At 71.7% G+C, this 16,822-nt stretch carries 20 protein-coding genes; 13 read left to right on the plus strand and 7 right to left on the minus strand.

Annotation, left to right across the window (positions count from 1 at the left end):
• Positions 1-40 precede the first annotated feature (40 nt).
• Complete coding sequence (locus ABC766_RS16290) at positions 41-667, plus strand: SspB family protein (protein ID WP_043379326.1); 627 nt, start codon at positions 41-43, stop codon at positions 665-667.
• Between the two features lie 196 nt (positions 668-863).
• Here the strand turns inward: ABC766_RS16290 and ABC766_RS16295 are convergent, their stop codons facing one another.
• Positions 864-2,252, minus strand: coding sequence for a cytochrome P450 (locus ABC766_RS16295; RefSeq protein WP_345818995.1), 1,389 nt, complete (start codon positions 2,250-2,252; stop codon positions 864-866).
• A gap of 121 nt (positions 2,253-2,373) precedes the next feature.
• On the opposite strand from ABC766_RS16295, the gene fumC reads away from it, so the two are divergent.
• The 6 genes from fumC (at position 2,374) to ABC766_RS16325 (ending at position 6,377) form a co-directional block, all read left to right on the plus strand.
• Positions 2,374-3,783, plus strand: coding sequence for a class II fumarate hydratase (gene fumC, locus ABC766_RS16300; protein WP_043351115.1), 1,410 nt, complete (start codon positions 2,374-2,376; stop codon positions 3,781-3,783).
• 55 nt (positions 3,784-3,838) lie between these two features.
• Positions 3,839-4,042, plus strand: a complete 204-nt coding sequence (locus tag ABC766_RS16305; RefSeq protein WP_043351113.1) for a DUF4169 family protein — start codon at positions 3,839-3,841, stop codon at positions 4,040-4,042.
• A gap of 10 nt (positions 4,043-4,052) precedes the next feature.
• Positions 4,053-4,277: a ribbon-helix-helix domain-containing protein gene (locus ABC766_RS16310; protein WP_043351112.1), complete on the plus strand. Its 225-nt coding sequence runs from the start codon at positions 4,053-4,055 to the stop codon at positions 4,275-4,277.
• Positions 4,278-4,358: 81 nt separating this feature from the next.
• Positions 4,359-4,985, plus strand: a complete 627-nt coding sequence (locus tag ABC766_RS16315; RefSeq protein ID WP_043351110.1) for a ParB-like protein — start codon at positions 4,359-4,361, stop codon at positions 4,983-4,985.
• Between the two features lie 144 nt (positions 4,986-5,129).
• Positions 5,130-6,050 (plus strand): penicillin-insensitive murein endopeptidase, encoded by a 921-nt coding sequence (gene mepA / locus ABC766_RS16320; protein WP_345819000.1) that lies wholly within the window; start codon positions 5,130-5,132, stop codon positions 6,048-6,050.
• 165 nt (positions 6,051-6,215) lie between these two features.
• Complete coding sequence (locus ABC766_RS16325; RefSeq protein ID WP_164706358.1) at positions 6,216-6,377, plus strand: hypothetical protein; 162 nt, start codon at positions 6,216-6,218, stop codon at positions 6,375-6,377.
• A gap of 3 nt (positions 6,378-6,380) precedes the next feature.
• Here ABC766_RS16325 and msrA read toward each other — a convergent pair whose 3' ends face one another.
• A complete protein-coding gene (msrA, locus tag ABC766_RS16330; RefSeq protein WP_342144173.1) occupies positions 6,381-7,037 on the minus strand; it encodes a peptide-methionine (S)-S-oxide reductase MsrA in 657 nt (218 codons plus the stop codon).
• A gap of 217 nt (positions 7,038-7,254) precedes the next feature.
• Here msrA and ABC766_RS16335 point away from each other — a divergent pair, with 217 nt between their 5' ends.
• Positions 7,255-7,719, plus strand: a complete 465-nt coding sequence (locus tag ABC766_RS16335; RefSeq protein WP_345819003.1) for a PAS domain-containing protein — start codon at positions 7,255-7,257, stop codon at positions 7,717-7,719.
• A 36-nt stretch (positions 7,720-7,755) separates the two neighbouring features.
• Here ABC766_RS16335 and ABC766_RS16340 read toward each other — a convergent pair whose 3' ends face one another.
• Positions 7,756-8,076, minus strand: a complete 321-nt coding sequence (locus ABC766_RS16340; RefSeq protein WP_043351099.1) for a hypothetical protein — start codon at positions 8,074-8,076, stop codon at positions 7,756-7,758.
• 220 nt (positions 8,077-8,296) lie between these two features.
• Here ABC766_RS16340 and ABC766_RS16345 point away from each other — a divergent pair, with 220 nt between their 5' ends.
• Together ABC766_RS16345 and ABC766_RS16350 are read left to right on the plus strand one after the other, a co-directional pair.
• On the plus strand, positions 8,297-8,974 hold the full coding sequence (locus ABC766_RS16345; protein WP_111473528.1) for an HAD family hydrolase: 678 nt from the start codon (positions 8,297-8,299) through the stop codon (positions 8,972-8,974).
• 405 nt (positions 8,975-9,379) lie between these two features.
• Positions 9,380-9,667, plus strand: a complete 288-nt coding sequence (locus ABC766_RS16350) for a hypothetical protein (protein ID WP_342144178.1) — start codon at positions 9,380-9,382, stop codon at positions 9,665-9,667.
• 8 nt (positions 9,668-9,675) lie between these two features.
• Here ABC766_RS16350 and ABC766_RS16355 read toward each other — a convergent pair whose 3' ends face one another.
• From ABC766_RS16355 to argH, 4 genes are all read right to left on the minus strand, one after another.
• Positions 9,676-10,389, minus strand: coding sequence for an invasion associated locus b family protein (locus tag ABC766_RS16355; protein ID WP_342144179.1), 714 nt, complete (start codon positions 10,387-10,389; stop codon positions 9,676-9,678).
• A gap of 108 nt (positions 10,390-10,497) precedes the next feature.
• A complete protein-coding gene (locus ABC766_RS16360; protein ID WP_043379336.1) occupies positions 10,498-10,779 on the minus strand; it encodes a hypothetical protein in 282 nt (93 codons plus the stop codon).
• Positions 10,780-10,969: 190 nt separating this feature from the next.
• On the minus strand, positions 10,970-11,461 hold the full coding sequence (locus tag ABC766_RS16365) for an AAA family ATPase (protein WP_043351093.1): 492 nt from the start codon (positions 11,459-11,461) through the stop codon (positions 10,970-10,972).
• Positions 11,462-11,670: 209 nt separating this feature from the next.
• On the minus strand, positions 11,671-13,050 hold the full coding sequence (argH, locus tag ABC766_RS16370) for an argininosuccinate lyase (protein WP_274926507.1): 1,380 nt from the start codon (positions 13,048-13,050) through the stop codon (positions 11,671-11,673).
• Positions 13,051-13,092: 42 nt separating this feature from the next.
• Here argH and tlpA point away from each other — a divergent pair, with 42 nt between their 5' ends.
• The 3 genes from tlpA (at position 13,093) to ABC766_RS16385 (ending at position 16,818) form a co-directional block, all read left to right on the plus strand.
• Positions 13,093-13,734, plus strand: coding sequence for a thiol:disulfide interchange protein TlpA (gene tlpA / locus ABC766_RS16375; protein ID WP_287090941.1), 642 nt, complete (start codon positions 13,093-13,095; stop codon positions 13,732-13,734).
• Between the two features lie 69 nt (positions 13,735-13,803).
• Positions 13,804-15,000, plus strand: coding sequence for a Na+/H+ antiporter NhaA (nhaA, locus tag ABC766_RS16380; protein ID WP_342144181.1), 1,197 nt, complete (start codon positions 13,804-13,806; stop codon positions 14,998-15,000).
• Positions 15,001-15,060: 60 nt separating this feature from the next.
• Positions 15,061-16,818, plus strand: coding sequence for a carbamoyltransferase family protein (locus tag ABC766_RS16385; RefSeq protein WP_043379345.1), 1,758 nt, complete (start codon positions 15,061-15,063; stop codon positions 16,816-16,818).
• The last annotated feature ends 4 nt before the right edge of the window (positions 16,819-16,822 follow it).

Genomic DNA, 16,822 nt, shown 5'->3' on the forward strand with positions numbered 1-16,822 from the left:
GGCGGGGCGCCGGGCAGACCGGGCGAGAGCGCAACCGCAGATGGCAGACGACCTCATCCGCTACGATCTACTGGTACAGGACGCCCTGCGCGGCGTGGTCCGCAAGGTGCTGACCGACGCGGCCCGCGAGGGCCTGATGGGCGAGCATCACTTCTACGTCTCGTTCCGGACGGAAGCGCCCGGCGTGCGGATCTCGCAGGCCCTGCGCGAGAAGTACCCGCAGGACATGACGATCGTCCTGCAGCACCAGTTCTGGGACCTCAACGTCACCGAGCACGCCTTCGAAGTCGGCCTGTCCTTCTCGGGGGTGCCGGAGCGGCTGCTGGTGCCGTTCGACGCCCTGTCGGGCTTCTTCGATCCCTCCGTGCAGTTCGGCCTGAAGTTCGATCTCAGCGAAGCCGGCGAGACTCCCGAGGAGGCGAACGCCGCCCCGGCCAAGCCCGGCCCGCGCGGGGCCGGTTCGGAACCCGGCGAGGTGCGGCCCAAGAGCGCCGGTCTCGCCACGATCGGCTCCGGTGCGCCGAAGGGGCTGCCCGCTCCCGCCGCTCAGGGCGAGAAAGCCGCCGGCAAGTCCGACGACAAGGCCCCCCGCCCCGCCGCCAAGAAGGAGGGCGAGGAGGGCAGTGCCGAGGTCGTGAGCCTGGACGCCTTCCGCAAGAAGAGCTGAGCGTCTCCCGGGCCGGATCGACGGCCGGGACGTCGTACGGGAGACGACACGGTCGCGCCGTCGATGCTGTCGGCGGCTGCGGGGAGCCCGCGCCCGATCGCCAGGCGATCCGCGACCCTCGAGACCGTCGATCAGATCCGGTCGCCCGTCCCCTCCGGCCGTCCTGCTGCATCGCGGCACGGTGACCGGGCCCGGCCTAGCCCCGCGCCACCGCGTCCATGCGCAAGCCGTGCTCCGGCCGCAGCGTCACCCGGTGGAGCGGCGTCACCGGCGGATGATCCGCCGGCAGCCGGAAGCGCACCGCCCGCACCACATGCGCCAGCACGATCACGGCCTCCTGAATCGAGAAGCTCTGGCCGATGCAGATCCGCGGCCCCGCCCCGAACGGCAGATAGGCGAAGCGCGGAATCGTGTCGCGGTTCTCGGGCAGGAACCGCTCCGGCACGAAGGCCTCCGGATCCTCCCACAGCAGACGATGGCGGTGGAGCACCCAGGGCGCCACCATGACCAGCGAGCCCCGCGGCACCTTGATCCGGCCGAGCCGGTCGTCCCGGATCGCCTGACGGCTGAGGAACGGCACCGGCGGGAACAGGCGCATCGCCTCCTCGATCGCCGCCCGGGTGAACGGCAGACGCTCCGCGGAAAAATCCCCCGGCCCGGCGGCATCGACCTCGGCCTCGATCCGCGCCTGGGCGGCCGGATCCTGCGACAGGCAGTAGAGCGTCCAGGTCAGGGAATTGGCCGTGGTCTCGTGCCCGGCGGCGATGAAGGTGACGATGTTGGCCTTCACGGCGAGATCCGAGAGCCCGTTGCCGGTCTCGGGATCCTGCGCTTCGAGCAGCAGGGTCAGCAGGTCCCGGGGCGCCTCCCCCCGCGCCATCAGCGCCTTGCGGCGGGCGATGAGCTCATCGACCACCTCGGCGAAGAAGCGGCCCGCCGGACGGGCCCGCAGGCGGCCGATCCGCGGCACGAAATCGGGCACGCCGAACACGTCGAGGGGGTCGATCGGCCCGACCGCTTCCAGGAAGCGCGTGATCGCACGGCCGAGGGCATCGGGATCGCTCGGCAGGCCTTGCGTGAAGATCGTCCGCTCCAGCACGTCGAGCGTGACGCGGGTCATCTCAAGGGCCACATCGACCTGCTTGCCGTCGCGGCGGACGAGGCGGCGGCCGAGACGGGCGCCGGCGGCGTTCATCGCCTCCGAAAAGCCCTGGACCGTGCGGGCGTTGAAGATCGGCGCCAGCGTCCGGCGCTGGAGGCGCCACTCGTCGCCCTCGGCGCTGAGCAGACCGTTGCCGAGCCCCGGGGCGAGGACACGCCGCTGCAGGTCGTCCTTGCGGTAGCCGTCGGCATTCTCGATGAGCAGGTAGCGGATCAGCGCCGGGTCGCTCACCAGGGTGATCCGGCCCATCGCGCCCTCGGCCGCCACCACCGGCAGCTTGAAATGCGCGTCCATCCAGGTGGTGATCGGATTCTTCCGGGCCGCCCGCAGGAAGTCGAACAGGCCGAGCGGCGCCTTCAGCGGCGGCGGCACGACGGAGCGGAACCGGGCGGCGGGTTCGGACAGATCGATCGTCGCGCTCATCGGCTCCTTGTCCGGCGGGAACAGAGCTTCGCTCTTGTCGGGGTGCCGGGAAAACCGGCATCGCGATTCACCCGCGCCTCATTTAAGTAGGCACCGCACGGCACCAGACGTAGAGGCCACGATGTCGCCCACCGAGACCGCCACCCGCACCGAGTCCGACACCTTCGGGCCGATCGAGGTTCCGGCGCATCGCTACTGGGGCGCGCAGACGCAGCGCTCGATCCAGAACTTCAAGATCGGCACCGACCGGATGCCGGCGCCCCTCGTCCACGCCCTCGGGGTGGTGAAGCAGGCCGCCGCCCTGGTGAACAAGGATCTCGGCGCCCTCGACGCGACGCTCGCCGACGCCATCGCGGCCTCGGCGGCCGAAGTGGTGGAGGGCCGCCACGACGACGAGTTCCCCCTGGTCATCTACCAGACCGGCTCGGGCACGCAGTCGAACATGAACGCCAACGAGGTGATCGCGAGCCTCGCCAACGAGCGGCTGGGCGGCCAGCGCGGCGGCAAGTCGCCGGTCCACCCGAACGACCATTGCAACCGCGGCCAGTCCTCGAACGACACCTTCCCCACCGCCATGCACATCGCGGTGGCGCGGGAGATCCAGGGGCGCCTGCTGCCGGCGCTCTCCCACCTGCACGGCGCGCTGGACGCCAAGGCCAAGGCGTTCGCGTCGATCGTCAAGATCGGCCGCACCCACCTGCAGGACGCGACGCCGGTCTCGCTGGGCCAGGAATTCTCCGGCTACGCCGCCCAGGTGGCGCTCGGCGGCTCGCGGGTCGCCGCGACCCTGCCGGGGGTCCTGGCGCTCGCCCAGGGCGGCACCGCGGTCGGCACCGGCCTCAACGCCCATCCGGAATTCGCCGACCGCTTCGCCGCCAAGGTCGCGGAGCTGACCGGGCTGCCCTTCACCTCCGCCGAGAACAAGTTCGAGGCGCTGGCCACCCACGACGCGCTGGTGTTCACGCAGGGCGCGCTCGCGGCCCTCGCCGCCGGCCTGTTCAAGATCGCCCAGGACATCCGCTTCCTCGGCTCGGGCCCGCGCTCCGGCCTCGGCGAATTGTCGCTCCCTGAGAACGAGCCCGGCTCCTCGATCATGCCCGGCAAGGTCAACCCGACCCAGTGCGAGGCGCTGACCATGGTCTGCGCCCAGGTGATCGGCAACGGCACGACGGTGAGCTTCGCCGGCAGTCAGGGCAATTTCGAACTCAACGTCTTCAAGCCGGTGATCGCCAACGCGGTGCTGCAATCGGTGCGGCTGCTCGCCGACGCGGCGGTGAGCTTCACCGACAATTGCGTCGTCGGCATCAAGGCCAACGAGGACAAGATCGCCGACTTGATGAGCCGCTCGCTCATGCTGGTGACCGCGCTCGCCCCCTCGATCGGCTACGACAAGGCCGCCGAGATCGCCAAGACCGCGCACAAGAATGGCACCACCCTCAAGCAGGAGGCCCTGCGCCTCGGCTACGTCACCGAGGCGGAGTTCGAGCGCGTGGTCCGGCCGGAGACGATGCTGGCGCCGAGCGCCGACTGATTGTTGTGTGACGTCCCGGCGCGGAGCCTCCCGCGCCGGTTACGGGAGGCGATCCGTGGCCGAGATCATCAATCTGCGCCAGATCCGCAAGGCGAAGGCCCGTGCCGAGGCCGACACGAAGGCCGAGGCCAACCGGATCGCCTTCGGCCAGCCGAAGAAGGCCAAGACCCTCCAGCAGCGGCGCAAGGCCCTCGAGACCGAGCGCCACGAGGGCCATCGCCTCGCGCGGCACGAGCCGGATTCCGACCCGAACGCATGATCCGCCTCCCGTGAGCGCCGGCCTCACCAAGCACTCCGTGATGATCGCCGGTCACCGCACCAGCGTGTCCCTGGAGGATCCGTTCTGGGCGGCGCTGCGGGAGATCGCGGAGGCGCGGGGCCAGTCCGTCCAGGCCCTCATCGGGGCGATCGATGCCGGGCGCGACGGACAGAACCTGTCTTCGGCGATCCGGGTCTTCGTCCTCGAAGCCGTGCGCGCGATGCCGGAAACGTGAGCGCGTCGCGCCCTGTCCGATCTGCCGGTCCCGAATAGCTTGTGACGTGCGCGTGACAAAATCCCGCAGTCAGGAGATCCCATGGCCACCCGAGAGCCGCTGCTCAGAACAATCCCGATCGCCGAGCTGCGCCCGACGCAGATGACGGTGGGCTACCGTGAAGTGGCGGAGAAGCGGCGGCGCTGGCGGGAATACGACGGCGAGAAGAAAGAGGAGTTCCTCGGCGCCCATATGATCCCGACGCTGCTCGGGCCGAAGAAGCGCCATTACATCATCGATCATCACCACCTCTCCCGCGCCCTGCACGAGGAGGGGGTCGAGAGCGTGCTCGTCACCGTGGTGGCCGACCTGCACTACCTCGACAAGGACGCTTTCTGGACGGTGTGCGACCACAAATCCTGGGCGCATCCCTACGATGCCGAGGGCGTGCGCCAGCACTTCAAGGACATCCCGAAATCGGTCGATGCCCTGGCGGACGATCCCTACCGCAGCCTCGCCGGCGAGCTGCGCCGGGCCGGCGGCTTCGCGAAGGATACCACCCCGTTCAGCGAGTTCCTGTGGGCCGACTTCCTGCGACGGAACATCAAGGAGAAGCGGATCGAGGGCGACTTCTCCTCCGCCCTGGAGCGGGCGATGGCGCTGGCGAAATCCAAGGACGCCGACTACCTGCCCGGCTGGTGCGGACCGGTGACCCGCCCCATCCGCTAGGGCGCCGCCGGGTCGTCGCGGTGGATCCGCCCGACCGTTTCGCGTGACGCGGCGGGCTGTCTGCCCGAAAAACGCCCCGCCCCTGGGCGAGGTTCGGGGGGGCCGCCCGCGCCCGCCCCCTCCAGCCGGACGAACAGCCCCCGCATGCCGATGCCGCGTTTCGCCCCGAGCCTCGCGCTCGCCGCCCTGCTCCTGCCCGCCGCCGCGCAGGCCCAGGATCGCGGCAGCGTCAATCCGAAGCCCCTGCCGCCCCTGGAGCATCCGGACGCGCCCTCGACGCCCGCCAAGGCGCTGTTCGGGCGCGTCACCAAGGCGGCCTCCGGGCCGGCGCACATCTACGGCTTCTATGCCAAGGGCTGCTTCTCCGGGGGTGAGGCGCTGCCGCTGGACGGTCCGAACTGGCAGGTCATGCGCCCGTCCCGCAACCGGATGTGGGGCACGCCCTACCTCGTCGATTTCATCGAGCGCCTGTCGCAGAAGGCGGCCCGGGTCGGCTGGCCCGGCCTCCTCGTAGGCGACATGGCCCAGCCCCGGGGCGGCCCGATGATCACCGGCCACGCCTCGCACCAGATCGGCATCGACGCCGATGTCTGGCTGACGCCGATGCCCGACCACCGCATGAGCCGGGCGGAGCGCGAGGAGACCTCGGCCACCGACATGGTCCGCCGCGACCGTCTCGACATCGATCCGGAGGTCTGGACGCCGACGCACCTGCAACTGATCAAGGTCACCGCCGAGCAGCCGGAGGTGGAGCGCATCTTCGTCAACGCGGCGATCAAGAAGGCGCTCTGCCGCGACGCCGCGGGCAGCCGCTGGATGTCCAAGGTGCGCCCGATGTACGGGCACAATTACCACTACCATATCCGGCTCGCCTGTCCGGCCGGCCAGGAGGATTGCCAGCCGCAGGGCGCGCCGCCGCCGGGCGACGGCTGCGACGACCTCAGCTACTGGTTCTCGGATGCGGTGCTGCATCCGAAGCCCCCGAAGGTGCCGCCGCAGCCCAAGCCCGCCATGACCATGGCCGCGCTCCCCAACGCCTGCCGGGCGGTTCTGAAGGCGCCGTAGGGCGGAGGCGCGGAGGCGGGGCGGCCGCCATCGCGGGCGCGGCGACCCGGCCGCGCGCCACCCGCGCTGACGGTGGCACCGCCGAGGGGATGAGCGGCGCGGAAACGATCCGCCCGGCGAGACTGGTCGCTCGGCGCGCCGGACGCGATGTGCTAACGCCTGCGGATGCCCCGCTGGCTCTTCATCCTCTTCGCGACCGCCGTCGCCCTCTCGGTGCTGGGCAGCGTGCTGATCGTGCTCCGCAGCCCGAACAGCACGCCGCCGCCGCACGGCAGCGCCGCCCCGTTGCCGGGCCCGCAGACGCGGCCCGACGGACGGAGCCCGTGAGGCTCAGGCGGCGACGCCGGTTCCCACCGGGCAGCTGACGCCGGTGCCGCCCAGGCCGCAATAGCCCGCCGGGTTCTTGGCGAGGTACTGCTGATGATAGGCCTCCGCGAAATAGAACCGCTCCAGCGGCTTGATCTCGGTGGTGACGTCGGGGAAGCCGCGCGTCCGGAGCGCCTCGGCGTAGGCGTCGCGCACGGCCCGGGCCGTGGTCTCCTGGTCGGGGCCGACGGTGTAGATGCCGGAGCGGTACTGCGTGCCGACATCGTTGCCCTGGCGCATGCCCTGCGTCGGGTCGTGGCTCTCGAAGAAGGTCCGCAGCACCGCCTCCCGGGACAGCACCGCCGGATCGAAGGCCACCAGCACGACCTCGTTGTGGCCGGTCTGGCCGGTGCAGACTTCCTCGTAGGTGGGGTTCGGCGTGTAGCCGCCGGCATAGCCGACCGCCGTCACGAACACGCCCTCGGGCAGTTGCCAGAACCGCCGCTCGGCGCCCCAGAAGCATCCGAGCCCCAGCACGATCGTCTCGATGCCCGGCGGATACGGCCCCTTGAGCGGGTTGCCGTTGACGAAATGCGTCTCGGCTGTCGGGACCGGCGTGGGGCGGCCCGGCAGGGCGTCGGCCGGGGCCGGCATTTCGGGACGCTTGCGGAACGAAAACATCGGCTTGCCTTCCGGTGTCGAACTCCCGCCGATATGGGGAGGCGGAGGCGGCCGGAAAAGCGTTCGGCGGCCCGGCGACGCGAAACCTTGACGCGAGACTGGACCTCGGGCGCGAATTCCGGCTTGTACCCCCGAGAGACACCGATCGAATGGCCGCTCCGAGCGGCGTTGGGAAGGGCTGATCCGCATGGAGACGGGCGGGACTGCCACGAGCCACGTGCCGGACAATGTGAAGGTGGGGTCGCAGCGGGGGGATCCGTTCGCCGCAGCCGTGCGCGCGACGCGGATGCCGATGATCATCACGGATCCGGCCCAGCACGACAACCCGATCGTCTTCGTGAACGACGCCTTCCTGACGCTGACCGGCTATACCCGGATGGAGGTGATCGGCCGCAACTGCCGCTTCCTGCAGGGTCCCGACACAGAGGCGGAGGCCGTCGATCGCCTGCGCGAGGCCATCCGGCGGGAGGAGGACATCCGGGTCGACCTCCTCAACTATCGCAAGGACGGCTCGACCTTCCAGAACGCCCTCTATGTCGGGCCGGTGCGGGATGAGGCGGACCGGGTCGTCTACTTCTTCGCCTCGCAGTTCGACGTCAGCGAGCGCTACGCGCTGACCGCCGAGGTCGAACGGCTGAAGGGGGCGCTGGCGGAGGCCGAGGCCCGGCTCGCGGGCCGTTAGGCCGCGCCCGAGCGTCAGGGCTTCATCATTACTTCGTCAGGGCTTCGTCAGGAAGCCAATCGGCTCGCGGCCCGGCTGGCCGAGCCAGAGCAGCACCGCGCCGAGCCCCAGGCCGATCAGGGAGGCCGGCGCCAGGGTGAGCGGCAGGCCCAGGATGTGCCAGAGCCAGGGCGCCGCCCCCTCCACGCTGCCCTGCAGGGCGCTGGCCTTGTCCTTGAACAGAGTGGCGATCACGTCGGAGAGGGGCGTCACCCGCAGGCCGTTGTTGGCGATGGAACGGGCGCCGTCATAGATCAGCGCGACGAAGCCGCCGGCCATCAGCAGGAAGCCCAGGACGCGGGCCAGGAAGCGGAACATCGCGGGGCCTTCTGAGCCTTGCCTTACGGACCGTTTGGGCTTTCGCCGGCGCGCCCGAGGGCGCCCGCCCCGGGAGTATGGGTCCGGACCGCAAGGTGCAAGCGCCTGCGGCGCGTCTGCGGCGCGTCCCGGGCGAGCGTCGATCCGAGCGGTTGCCGGGTCGCCGGGCCCGTGCCACAGGCTCGCCCCGCGGCGGCGGGCCGCGGGAGAGCGGTCGACCTTGAACGCGCGCGCGACGAATCTCGGCCTCGTGATCTTCGATTGCGATGGCGTTCTGGTGGACAGCGAGCCCCTGAGCCTCGCCTGCCTGACGGCCGGACTGAACCGGATCGGCGTCGATATCGACTTCGCCACCGTGCGGGCCCGCTTCACCGGCACCGCGATGCCCTCGATCATGGCCCATATCGCCAGCGACTACGGGGTCGCCGCTCCCGCCGGCTTCGTCGAGGCGGTGAAGGCCGAGACCCTGGCGCTGTTCGACGCGGAGCTGCGGGCGATGCGCGGCGTCGCCGAGGCGGTCGCCGCCGTGGGCCTGCCGGTCTGCGTCGCGTCGAGCAGCGACCCGGTGCGGCTGCGCCATTCCCTGACCCTGACGGGGCTGCTGCCGCTGTTCGGCGACCACGTCTTCTCCTCGGCCCAGGTGGCACGGGGCAAGCCGTTCCCCGACCTGTTCCTGTTCGCCGCCGCGCGCATGGGCGCCGCTCCGGCCGCCTGCCTGGTGATCGAGGACAGCGTGCCCGGCGTCACGGCGGCCCGGAGCGCCGGCATGCGGGTGGCGGGCTTCACCGGGGGCGGCCATTGGGGGCACGACCCGGCGGGCACCGGCCTCGCGGAGGCCGGCGCGACCCGGATCTTCTCGGACTTCTCCGACCTCGCCGCGGTGATCGCCGCCGCCTGAACGATCCCGCCTCCCCCGAGCGCGGCCGGCACCGGATTCCTGCCAGGCGGGCACCGAAAATCGGAAGTCCGTTCCGTTGACGGTGCGCGGCGCCACGACCATTTTCAGGGTGCCGGCCGGGCTGAACGCCCGGGCGCTCCGCCGGCCCGGCCGCGGTGATTTGAGAAGCGTAGCTTGCGCCGCGTGATCAAACGCTAAAGCACTGCGACGGCCCCGTGCCGCGCGGTCCTTCAGTCTGGAGGACATCCGATGGTCCTGCGAACACCGTCCCTTCGACACCCGCTCCTGAACGCGCCCTGCTGCCCCGCCGCCCGTCGGCGCTGTCGACGCTAGCCCCGTCGACCGTCCGCAGCGGCCCACGCGATCCGGCACGGCGATATGCCGGCCCAGGGAGTTCCCAGTCCGATGCACAGTCTCGCAGAGTTCCAGCCCGAAGACCGTCCCGATTTCGCAGACCCGGCCATCGGGCCTGCCGAACCGGCCCGGGTGATCGAGATCGGTGAGGTCACCGCCGGGATCGCCGTGCCCGAGGGGCGCGGCGTCCGGTTCTTCTCATCGGCGCGCGCGTTCGACGGTCTCGACGGCGCCGTGTTCCGCACGGCCGAGCAGGCGGCCCGGGCGGCTCGCGCGCGCATGCCTGCCCCGACCCGGCCGGCCGCGCGGGCGCATCGCCCCGCGCTGCGCCGGGCCTGACCCGCGCGCTACCGGCCGCACTCGTCGCGGGTGCGCTTCAGGGCCTCCGCGAACCCGCCGAGGGCGTATTCGTCGCTCGTCGGGTTCCCGCGCAGCGAGGTGGTCTTGATCACGAGCTTGGGGTTGCGGGCGCTCATCTCCGAGACGACCCGCGCCTCCTCGGCGGGGTTCTGCAGCCAGGCATTGCCGTCCTTCACCACGAGGCCGTAGCGGCTGGCGCCGAGGTTGAGGCTCGGATCGGTGGGCGCGGCCGCGGAGCCGGGCTTGATCTGGGAGGCCGCGGGCTTCGACGGGAAGCCCAGCATCACCGCCACCTCGTTCTGGACATTCTCGCCCTTGCGCACGCTCACGAACAGATAGGCGGTGTCGCGCTTCAGGGTCTTGGGCGAGCGCGTCTGCGGTTGCGCGATGGCGTAGCAGAGCTTGTTGCGGCCGTCGCCGTTCACGAACACGTTCCAGTCGCCGAAGATCGCCACCGGCGTGGCCTGCTGCATGCCGGGCGGCGTCGCCGCCTTCTCCGCGCGCTTGGTCCGCTCGCGCCCATGCCGCCGCCCCCGGCGGCTCGGGGCCGCGTCGCCGCCCCCGGCATCCGGGGCCTGCGCCACCTCCTGGGCATGGGCCGTCGTCGCCGACAGGCCGACCCCGCCGAGCAAACCGGTGGCCAGCCCGGATGCGAGCAGGGCGAGAGCTCCGACCGGGAGCGAGCGGGAAACGCGGACCATCTTCACTTCCTGACGACGGGCGGCTCCGTCAGGAGCCGGACCGGGGATCGGGATTAGTGAAGCTTGCGTAAAACGTCGGCAAGATGGCGAGGCCGGATCTCTCGAACATCAGACCGCGCGGGCTTCCGTCGCCCGGGCTGCGATCAGTCCGGCCGGAACCGGCAGCGGCTCGACCGCCTGGCCGGCCGGGACCGCGATCGCGTCCGGCTGGGCCGGCGCGGCGCGCTTGCGGGGCGGATCGTTGTAGGGCGTGTTGTAGCCCTTGCGGACCGCGGCCCAGTAGGATTCGCGCGTCAGGCCCGACCCGGTCAACGCGGCGTCGATCATCGCCGTGGCATGCGCCGCGAAATCCGGCACGTCCTCCGGGTTAAGCCAACTCTCGACAGGCATCCTGCGAACTCCGATCCGAACGGCGAAGCTTGTAACTGAGCGGACTTATCCAGACGCTGAACGCACGGACGGGCCGAGGGTTGCAATGCACAATTTTAATGGGCGCTGTGGATGACCGGGCGCCCGTCATCGGGCCCGAGGCGGTCGGGGCGCCGCCCTGTCGGCGGAGCGAAACGCCCCCCGGCCCGCGCTACGCCCGGTGAACGACGAGGGTAAAGCCTTCCTCCGGGTCCGGCGGCACGAAGTAGCGGCTGAACAGGTCGAACTCGGCATCCGTCACCGTGAAGGGATGGGCACCCTCGGCGTTTCGGAGGCGGAGGCGGGCCTTGCAGACCGCGTCGGGCACGTCGAGGACGTGGAGTTGGTGGGCGACGCCGGCCGCCTCGAACAGGGTCCGCATCCAGGCCCGGCTGGCGACGGTGTTAGCCGGGAAGTCCAGCACGACCGAGAGGCCGAGTCGCAGCAGCGCCACGAGGTGCGGCGCCATCGCGTCGCGCAGGCGCGCCGCGTTGCGCGCGTAGTCGGCCAGGGAGGTTTGCTCACCGGGATAGAGCCGGGCGAGCCAGTGATCCTCCGCGACCACGACCGTGCCGGGCTGCTGCCCCAGGCGGTCGGTCAGCGTCGATTTGCCGGCGGCGATCTTGCCGCACACGAGGTGCAGAGTCGGGACGTGGGTGGGCATGGCGGGGACCTTGGATGCGGCGCGACGGCCGCGGGGCGCTCACGGGCGGGTCGGCCCGGCCTGACGGATCAGGCCGGGTTCCGAATTCGCCCGCGCAACGCGGCCCCTCCGCCGTGAATCGACAAGGTCATGAACCCACTCTGACATCCGCCGGGCTCCACTGCCAAGGAGCACCGAGGAGCGGCGGAGGCCCGCGGGGGCGCGCCGGCTCAGCCCAGCCGCTCGATCCAGGCCTGCGCCTGTTGCCGGACGTTGTCGGGCGCGGTGCCGCCGTAGCTGGTGCGGCTCGCCACCGAGTTCGCGACGCCGAGCACCGCGTAGACCGCATCGGTGATCCGCGGCTCTGCCTCCTGCATCTCGGGCAGCGACAGCGCCTCCAGCCCGACGCCCTTGGCGGAGGCGACGCCGACGAGACGGCCGGTGACGTGGTGGGCCTGCCGGAACGGCAGGCCGAGCTCGCGCACCAGCCAGTCGGCGAGGTCGGTGGCGGTGGCGTAGCCGGAGCCGGCGGCTTGGCTGAGCACCTCGGCGTTGGGCTCCAGATCCTTCACCATGCCGGTCATGGCGGCGAGGCACAGCGACAGGGCCTGGAGGGCGTCGAACGTCCCCTCCTTGTCCTCCTGCATGTCCTTCGAATAGGCGAGCGGCAGGCCCTTCATGACGATGAGTAGGCCGGTCAGCGCGCCGATGATCCGGCCGCTCTTGGCCCGCACCAGCTCCGCGGCGTCGGGGTTGCGCTTCTGCGGCATGATCGACGAGCCGGTGGTGTAGCCGTCCGACAGGCGCACGAAGTTGAACTGGGCCGAAGTCCAGACCACCAGCTCCTCGGCGAAGCGCGACAGGTGCACCGCGCAGATCGAGGCCGCCGCCAGCGCCTCCAGGGCGAAGTCGCGGTCGGCCACCGAGTCGAGGGAATTGGCGGTCGGCCGGTCGAAGCCGAGGGCCGCCGCGGTGGCGTGCCGGTCGATCGGGAAGGAGGTGCCGGCGAGCGCCGCGGCGCCCAGCGGGCACTCGTTGAGGCGCGCCCGGGCGTCGCGGAACCGGCCCCGGTCCCGGGCCAGCATCTCGACATAGGCGAGGCAATGGTGGCCGAAGGTCACCGGCTGCGCCGACTGGAGATGGGTGAAGCCCGGCATCACCGTGCCGGCGTGCTGCAGCGCCGTCTGGCTGAGGGCGCGCTGCAGGTCGGCGGCCTGCTGGTCGAGCGAATCCAGGGTGTCGCGCACCCAGAGCTTCATGTCGGTGGCGACCTGGTCGTTGCGCGAGCGCGCCGTGTGCAGGCGGCCGGCGGCCGGCCCGACGATCTCGGTCAGGCGGCTCTCCACGGACATGTGGATGTCCTCGAGCTCGCGCTTGAACGTGAAGGTGCCGGCCTCGATCTCGTCGCGCACGGACTTGAGCCCGGCCTCGATCGCGGCCACATCCTCCGCCGGCAGGATGCCGGCTTGGCCCAGCATCGCCACATGCGCCAGCGAGCCGCGGATATCCTGGGGCGCGAGGCGCTTGTCGAACCCGATGGAGGCGTTGATCTCCTCCATGATCTCCGCCGGGCCGCTCGCGAAGCGGCCGCCCCACATCCGGTTGCTCATGTCGATCCTTCCGCGCCCTGACCGTCCCGAGGCCCGAGCCTGATGCCCGGCCGCACGCCCATCCTGGCCGGCGCGGGCGTCGCCGCGCTCGCCGTCCTCGGCCTCGCCCTATACGGGAGCGGTCTCCTGCCCGGCAACATGGGCGGCGCCCTTCAGCCCTGCGCCGCCGCCAAGCCCGCCCTCTCCCGGGTCGACGCCGCCGCGAAGGGCGAGGTCGCCGCCATGCAGGCCTTGACGCAGGCCCGGCCCGCGCCGGACATCCGCTTCAAGGGGCCGGACGGCGCCGAGACCGGCCTCGCCGACCTCAAGGGCCGGCTGCTCCTCGTGAATCTCTGGGCGACGTGGTGTGCCCCCTGCAAGGCCGAGATGCCGGCCCTCGACCGGCTCCAGGCGCAGATCGGCGGGCCCGACTTCCAGGTCGTCGCTATCAACGTCGACACGCGCAACCTCGAGACGCCGCCGGCCTGGCTGAAGCAGGCCGGCATCCGCGACCTCGCCTTCTATGCCGATCCCGGGGGCCGCGTGCTTCCGATCCTCCAGCGCGACACGCAATCGCCCGGCCTGCCGACCACGATGCTGATCGACGCGCAGGGCTGCACCCTCGGGGTGATGAAGGGACCGGCCGCGTGGTCGAGCCCGGACGGGCTGGCCCTGATCCGTGCGGCGCTGGGACGGACGTCATAGAGGTTGGCGCCATAGGGGTTACGGTCGCGCCCTTGCGCCCACCTGGGATGCGCGGCAAGGCCTGCTGCGATGACATCTCCCCACACCGCGCCGCGGAGGCGGGGCCCGCGCCCCCTCTCGATCATCCGCACGCTGCTCGCCGGCGAGGCGGTGGGTGGGCTGATCCTGATGGCAGCCGCCGCCCTGGCGCTCGTCGTCGCCAACGGGCCGTTCGCCGAAACCTACGCGCACGGGCTCCACGCGGCCCTCGGGCCGATGAGCGCCCAGCACTGGATCAACGACGGCCTGATGGCCGGGTTCTTCCTGCTGGTCGGGCTGGAGATCAAGCGCGAGGCCCTCGACGGGCGGCTGCGCACCTGGCCCGACCGGATCCTGCCCGGCTGCGCGGCTTTGGGCGGCATGGCGGTGCCGGCCGCCTTCTACGCCCTGGCCAATCTCGGCGCCGGCACCCTGCGGGGCTGGGCGATCCCGGCGGCCACCGACATCGCCTTCGCGCTGGGGGTCCTGGCGCTCCTCGGATCGCGGGTGCCGGTCTCCCTCAAGATCTTCCTCAGCGCGGTCGCCATCGTCGACGATCTCGGCGCCGTCGTGGTGATCGCGCTGTTCTACAGCTCCGGCCTCGACCTCACCATGCTGGGGCTCGCCGCCCTGGTGGTGGCCGCCCTCTACGGCCTCAACCGGGCGGGGATCGGATGGCTTCCGGCCTACGGGCTGCTCGGCCTCGTGCTCTGGGTCCTCGTGCTGCGCTCCGGGATCCACGCGACGATCGCGGGCGTGCTGCTCGCGCTCACCATCCCGATCCGGGTCAGCCCGGGCCGGCCGGAGGATGCGCTCTCGCCCCTGCACCGGCTGGAGCACGCCCTCGCCCCCTGGATCACCTACTTGGTGGTGCCGGTCTTCGGCTTCGCCAATGCGGGCGTGGACCTCTCGGGCCTCACCCCCGAGGCCCTGCTCCAGCCGGTGACGCTCGGCATCGCGGCGGGGCTGTTCCTCGGCAAGCAGGCCGGCGTGTTCGCGAGCCTCCGGCTGGCAGTGGCGCTGGGATGGGCCAAGCGCCCGGCCGGGGCCGGCTGGGGGCAGGTCTACGGGGTCGCGGTGCTGTGCGGGATCGGCTTCACCATGAGCCTGTTCATCGGCGGCCTCGCCTTCCCGGATCCGGAGCACGAGACCGCCGTGAAGCTCGGCGTGCTCGCGGGCTCGGTCCTGTCGGGGCTCGCCGGCGCGGCGATTCTGCTGCTGGCCAAGCCGCGGACCGCCACGCGATAGCGGCGTCCCGCGCACGAGGCGGGATCCGCTGCGCGGAAAAATGCGCTACCCCGCGTCGGCATGCGCTTCTATCTCGGCCTCGCCACCACCTTCCACGACCCGGCCCTCGCCCTGGTCGGGCCCGACGGCACCCTGCTCTTCGCCGAGGCGGCGGAGCGGGTCCTGCAGTACAAGCGCGCGCCGAACTGCGAGCCGGACGCCCCGGCCGTGATGGCGTCGCTGCTGAAGGACCACGTCCCGCCGGGCTCCGAACTCGTCGTCGCCTCCAGCTGGGGCCCGCAATTCACCGACTTCCTGCGTGGTCAGGCGGGCACCGGCGCCTTCGACCTCATGGCGCTGTCCGCCCACACCACGGCGCTCAACCGCTCCTTCGTGCCCGAGCAGGCCGAGCGGGTGTTCATCGCCGACCTCCACGGCGCGCAGGAGCGGGCCGGCCACGGCACCCTGCTGGCCCTGAACCAGGAAGCCCGGATCACCGGCGCGGCGCCCCGGGCGACCATCGCCGGGCAGCGGCGCTACCCGCACCACCTCTGCCACGCCGCCTACGGCCTCTGGGGCAGCCCCTTCGACACCGCCACGGCCCTGGTGGTCGACGGCATGGGCGAGACCGGCGCGGCGGCGATCCACCGCCTGGAGGGCGGCCGGATCACGGAGCTGCGCCGCCATCGCGGGCGCGGCTCGCTGGGGTTCCTGTACGGGCTGATCACGGATCTCGCCGGCTTCGACCAGGTGAAGGGCGAGGAGTGGAAGATCATGGGGCTCGCCCCCTACGGGCGGTCCGATCCGGATCTCGCCGCGCTGCTCGGCCGGCTCTGCACGGTCGAGGGCCACCGCCTGCGCTATGCCGACGCGGAGACGATCCGCTCCGTGGCCGCGGAGATCCGCGCCCGCCGCCCCGCGGACGCCCTGGAGACCGGCTGGGCCGATCTCGCCCGCTGCGGCCAGGATCTTTTCGGCACCCTCATGGACGCGCTGGTGGCCGAAGCCTACGCCCTGGCGCCCGCCGAAAACCTCGTGATCGCCGGCGGCTGCGGGCTGAACTCCTCCTACAACGGCCGGGTGCTCGGCCGCTCCGGCTTCACCCGGCTGCACGTGCCCTCCGCCCCGGCGGATGACGGCAACGCCGTGGGCGCCGCGTGGCTCGCCTACGCGGAGGACCATCCGGACTGGGCGGGACCGCCGCACGCGCAGCGCCCGCTGACCCCCTATCTCGGCTCGCGGGTCTCGACCGGCCCAATGGAGCGGCTCGCCGAGCAGGAGCCCCGCGCCAAGCGCGTCGGCCACGCGGAGGCGACACGCGCGGCGGCGCGGATCCTCGCCGAGGGCGGCCTCGTCGGCTGGGTGCAGGGCCGGGCGGAGTTCGGGCCCCGGGCGCTCGGCAACCGGTCGATCCTGGCCGATCCGCGGCCGGAGGGCGCCAAGGACGCCCTCAACGCCAAGGTGAAGTACCGGGAGGCGTTCCGGCCGTTCGCGCCGTCGATCCTGGCCGAGGCCGGGCCGGACTGGTTCGAGGATTACGCCGACAGCCCCTACATGGAGCGCACCCTGGTCTGGCGCGAGGCGGTCCGGGCCCGGGTTCCGGCCGTGGTCCACGCGGACGGGACCGGCCGGCTCCAGAGCGTCACGGCGGCGCGGAACCCGGCCTACGCGGCCCTGATCGGCGCCTTCGCGGCGATCACCGGCGTGCCGATCCTGCTCAACACGAGCTTCAACGTGATGGGCAAGCCGATCCTCCACGGCGCGGAGGACGCGATCCTGATGTTCTACACCACCGGCCTCGACGCCCTCGTGGTCGAGGATTGGCTGGTGGTGAAATGAAAAG

Source organism: Methylobacterium fujisawaense (genome assembly GCF_039619325.1).
Lineage (GTDB): Bacteria > Pseudomonadota > Alphaproteobacteria > Rhizobiales > Beijerinckiaceae > Methylobacterium > Methylobacterium fujisawaense.